Origin of the sequence: Streptomyces sp. NRRL S-378, from assembly GCF_000720645.1 — a bacterium.
Taxonomy (GTDB): Bacteria; Actinomycetota; Actinomycetes; order Streptomycetales; family Streptomycetaceae; genus Streptomyces.
The window spans coordinates 1-4,804 of the sequence record NZ_JOBX01000133.1; the positions used below are offsets into that span (position 1 = coordinate 1).

Sequence of the window (4,804 nt, forward strand, 5' to 3'; positions counted from 1 at the left end):
GCGGGGTTGCGGGAGGCGGGGCGGCCGGCGGGGCGGCGCCGGGAACGCCCGCCGCGGTCCCCGGCATCGGCAAGTACATCCGGCTCGGCCCCCTGGGCACCGCCCTGCTGCCCACCGCACGACCCCGCGTGCTCCTCATAGACGAACTCGACAAGAGCGACATCGACCTCCCCAACGACCTCCTGAACGTCCTGGAGGAAGGCGAGTTCGCCCTCCCGGAGCTGGAGCGGGTCGCCGACACCGAGCCCGACGTCGAGGTGCTCACCGACGACGGGACCAAGGTGACCGTGCGCGGCGGCCGCGTCCGCTGCCGGGCGTTCCCCTTCATCATCCTGACCAGCAACGGGGAACGGGACTTCCCCGCCGCCCTGCTGAGACGCTGCATCCAGCTCAAGCTCGGACAGCCCGGCGAGCGGCGGCTCGCCACCATGGTCCGAGCCCACCTCGGCGAGGAGGCCGCCCGCCTCGGCGGCGACCTGATCCGCGAGTTCCTGGGCCGCTCCCAGTCCGAACTGGTCGCCGCCGACCAGCTCCTCAACGCCGTCTACCTCACCCACTACGCCTCCCCGGCGACCCGGGAGGACCTCGCGGACCTGCTCATCCAGCGCCTCGACCGCCCGAGGTGACGCACCGTGCCCGAACCCGCCGTGCCCGAACCCGCCGCGCACGACCCCGCCGCGCCCCCCTGCGCCGGCCCGCCGCCCACCGCGCCCGGTGTCCGAGAACTGGCCGCGCTGCTGCTGGCCGCGGGACTCGACCCGTCCGCCGAGGAACTCGCCGACGCCCTGTGGCTCGCCGGCCACATCCGCGGACCCGGCCCCGCACGGCCCGGCACCCACGAGCCCGGCCCGGCGGCGGACCCCGAGGACCCCGCCGCGGAACCCGTCGAGCCCGTACGGGCCGAGACGGACACCGAGGACCCGGTGCGGCTCTACGCACCCGGGGCGCACCACACCGGCGAGGCCGTCAGCGGGACGCCGCCGGAGTCGCCCGAGGAGTACGGAGTCCCCGTACGCGTGCCCGGAGCCGCCGCCCTGCCCCGCATCCTCGACGTCCAGCGCGCCCTGCGTGCCCTCCAGCGGCACCGCCCGCCGGCCCCGCCCACCCGGCTGGTGATCGACGAGAGCGCCACCGCCGACGCCAGCGCCCGCGCCCTCGGCCTCCTCATCCCGGTGCTCCGCCCGGACCGCCGGCGCGAGGCGACCCTGCGGCTCGTGATGGACGCCTCCCCCTCGATGGCCGTCTGGCAGGACATGTTCGAGGAACTGCGCTCCGTCTGCGAGCGGTTGGGCGCCTTCCGGGACGTCCAGGTGCACTACCTGCACCGCCGCCCCGACGGCTCGGCGGCGCTCGGACGCGGCCCCGTCCCGGGCCCGGGGCTGCGCTCCGGAGACCAGCTGCGCGACCCCACGGGCCGCGCCCTCACCATGGTCGTCTCCGACTGCGCCGGGCCGCTCTGGCGCGAGGGGGCGGCGCAGCGGCTGCTGCACCGCTGGGCCGAATGCACCCCGTGCATGGTGGTCCAGCCGTTGCCGCAGAGGCTCTGGGGACGCAGCTGGCTGCCGACCGAGCGGGGCACCCTCGCCCGGCTGGAGGGCGCCGGGCAGAGGCTGCGGTTCCGGCCGGACCGGCCGCCGCCGCCCGGACGGCCCACGGGCGGGCTCGCCGTACCGGTGCTGCCGCCGAGCCCGACCGCCCTCGGGGCGTGGGCCCGGCTCGTCGCCGGCCTCGGCACCGGGCCGGTCGCCGCCGAGGTGGGCCGCGTACGGGCCGACCACCCCACCGCGCCCGTCCCGCCGCCGCCCGCCGTCCGCCCGCCCCGCGAACTCGTGGCACGGTTCCGTTCCTCGGCCGCGCCCCGCGCCGTGCAACTGGCCGTGTACCTGTCGGCGGCCCCGCTGACACTGCCCGTGATGCGGTTGGTGCAGCGCACGATGCTGCCCGACTCCGAACCGTCCGACCTGGCGGAGGTCCTGCTCAGCGGGCTGCTCAGGCGCAGCGGACCGGGCCCGGGGCACTGGTACGAGTTCGTCCCCGGCGTGCAGGACGTCCTGCTCGGGCCCCTGGGACGGGACGAGGCCGCGCTGGTGCTCAAGCACTGCTCGGAGTACGTACGGGCGCACTTCGGGGCGGGCGTGCGCAACTTCCCCGCACTCGCCGTCGCACAGCTGACCGGCACGGCGGCGACGGCGGTGGCCCCCGAACCCGACGACGGGGAACGGCCCCCCGAAGGCCGGCTCCCGCAGGCCTTCGCACAGGTTTCGGCCAAAGTCGTACGGCGCTACCTGCCCGGGATGCCGCAGGACGGGCAGCCGGTACGCGAACCACCGACGGCCCCCCTGCTCGCCCGGGCCGGGGCGGTGCGCGCCGCCCGCGACCGGCTCGCGGACGCGGACGCCGACGGCGACGCGGGCGCACGGGCCCTGCACGAGGCCGTGGCCGTCCTGCGGCGGGCCGTGACGGCCCCGGCCGGGCCCGGAGACCCGCCGGAGGACGCCGAGACGGAACTGGCGGGGGCCCTGCTGCGGCTGTGGGCGGCCGAACGCGACCCGGAGCTCCTCGCCGAGGCGGAGCGCGCCGTGACCGGGCTGCGGACCGCCGCGGCGCGGGCGGTCCGCGGGCGGGTGCTGTACGAGCGGGCGCTCGCCGCCGGCCCCGACCCCGACCTGCTCGTGGCGGCGGACCGCGAGTTCGCGGCGGCGGCCGCCACGGCCGAACCGGAACTGCGGCGGGACTGCGCGGTACGGCGGGCCGAGACCCTGATCAGGCTCAGCGGGCTGCGTGAGGATCCGGGCGCGCTGCGCGAGGCCCGCGCGGCCCTCGAACCCCTGGCCGGCCCCGTGCCGGGCCCGGATCCCGTACCGGGCGGGGAGCCGGACGGCCCGGACCCGGAGGCATCCGCCGCACCGCACCCCACGCCGTCCGCCGAACCGCACGCCCCGCCGTCCCCCGAGGCGTCCCTGCGGCCGCACCCGGAGCTCCACCTGGCGCTCGGCCGGGTCCTGCTGGCCCTGCTGCCCCGCACCCCCGACCCGGCCGAGCGGGCCGCCCTGGCCGAACAGGCGGCGGCCCGACTCGCGGTGGTCCTGGCCGCCCCGCCGGCCGGGACGGGCCACGCCGGGGCGGGGGCCGGCAGCGCCCGGGTGCGCGTGGAGCTGGCCGACGCGCTGCGGCACCTGCCTCCGAGGCTGGAGGAGGCCGCCGGACAGCTGGCCACCGCCCTGGAGGAGACGGGCGGGGACCCGGAGCTGCGGGTGGCCGCCCTGCTGTGCCTGGCCCGGGTCCACCGCGAGCGGTACGCGCGCGACGCCGACCCGGCGGCGCTGGAGGAGGCGGCCGAGGCGTACGGCCGGGCCCGGCGGCTCGTGCCCCGCGACGGGGAGGCCTTCGGTGAACTCCTGCCCGAGTGGGGCGACGTACTCCTGGAGCGGGCCCGCAGCGCGGGCGGCCGCCGCTTCACCGGGGCGGCCGTACGCGTCCTGCGCGAGAGCCGGGCAGCGGTCCCGCAGTCCGACCCGGGAGCCGCACACCGGCTGAGGCGGCTGGCCACCGGGCTACGGCTGCGGCACGCGTACGAGAGGGACGCGGTGGACCTGCGGGAGGCCGAGTACCTGCTGGAACTGGCCGTCCGCAACAGCCGCGGCCCGCTGGAACGGGCCCGCGCCTGGCGGGACCACGGCGACGTGCAGCAGGAGATCCACGGCCACACGCGCGCCGCGGACCGCCTCGACAGGGCGGTCGAGTCCTACCGGCTGGCCTGGCGGGCCGCCCTGGAGGCGGACCGCGAGGGCCGTGACGACCACGAGGGCCGCGACGACGACCACCGGGGCCTCCCCGGCCGCGAGGACACCGCGCTACGGCTGGCCGCGCGCGTGCAGGAGGCCCGCGGGGAGGTGCTGGAGCGGCTCGCACGCCCCCGGGCCGCCCTGGAGGAGTACCGCTCGGCGCTGCAGCTGTGGAAGCGGATCGGCACCGACCCCGACGGCCGCTCCGAGGGGCTGCGCGCGCGGGTACGGGCCCTGGAGGCGGGGCCGTGACAGGCGGGCCGCTGTTTCCGCCGACCGGCCGGAGGGAAAGGGCAGTGGACCGTCCGGAAGCGGAGAGTGCGACGCGACAGGGGGAGCGGCGGCACATGGTGACGAAACGTCAGGAAATGGCGCCGGCCACCGCCCCGGGGTGCCCGGGGCGACTGCCGGACCTCTCCGGGCTCGACCTGGCCGCCCTGCGCGGGATCGACCATCCCGTACTGGCCGAGGTGATCGAGGGCCTGGTCGAACGCGTGACCCACCCGGCGGAAATCCTCAACGCGTTCGACTCCAGCGCGGCCTGACCGCTGCGCGTGCTCGTTCGCTGCGCGTGCTCGGCGGTGTGGCTTCGGCGGTACCGCTCGGCTCCCGCCGGGGGTGGCCACGGTTCCTGCTGGGCGGTGGTGCCCTGTGGCTCCCGCCGGGGGTAGCCATGGTGCGGCGGGGCGGGGGTGCAGGGGTGTGGCTCCCGCCGGGGTGGCCATTGTTGTGGTTGGGCGGTGGTGGCCTGTGGCTCCTGCCGGGGGTGGCCATGGTTGCGGCGGGGCGGTGGTGTGAGGTGTGGGGCGGTGCCCCGGCGGAATGTCTCCTCGGCTCGGCGCGTGCGGCTTCGTCGTGATGAGGCGACCCTGGTTGCGCGCTCGTCCTGCGGGGACACTCCGCCGTGTCCCCACCCCACGGCTCCGTGTACCGGCTCGTACTGCTGGAGGGGGGACGGGGAGGGGTGTCCCCGCAGGACGAGGCGCGACCGGGGCCGTCTGGCCGGGCCAGGGCAGCAC

3 protein-coding genes are annotated in these 4,804 nt (G+C 77.8%); all 3 read left to right on the forward strand.

Annotation, left to right across the window (positions count from 1 at the left end; translation table 11 throughout):
• Positions 1-626, forward strand: a 626-nt coding sequence (locus IH80_RS0137805) for a hypothetical protein (RefSeq protein ID WP_030966431.1), incomplete at its 5' end; no start/stop codon positions are given.
• 6 nt (positions 627-632) lie between these two features.
• Positions 633-4,037 (forward strand): SAV_2336 N-terminal domain-related protein, encoded by a 3,405-nt coding sequence (locus IH80_RS47045; protein ID WP_051810361.1) that lies wholly within the window; start codon positions 633-635, stop codon positions 4,035-4,037.
• Positions 4,038-4,132: 95 nt separating this feature from the next.
• Complete coding sequence (gene fxsA, locus IH80_RS0137815; protein WP_030966433.1) at positions 4,133-4,330, forward strand: FxSxx-COOH cyclophane-containing RiPP peptide; 198 nt, start codon at positions 4,133-4,135, stop codon at positions 4,328-4,330.
• The last annotated feature ends 474 nt before the right edge of the window (positions 4,331-4,804 follow it).

Coding starts and splice junctions, on each gene's coding strand:
- fxsA (WP_030966433.1), top strand. CDS start 4,133: ATGGTGACGAAACGTCAGGAAATGGCGCCGGCCACCGCCCCGGGGTGC.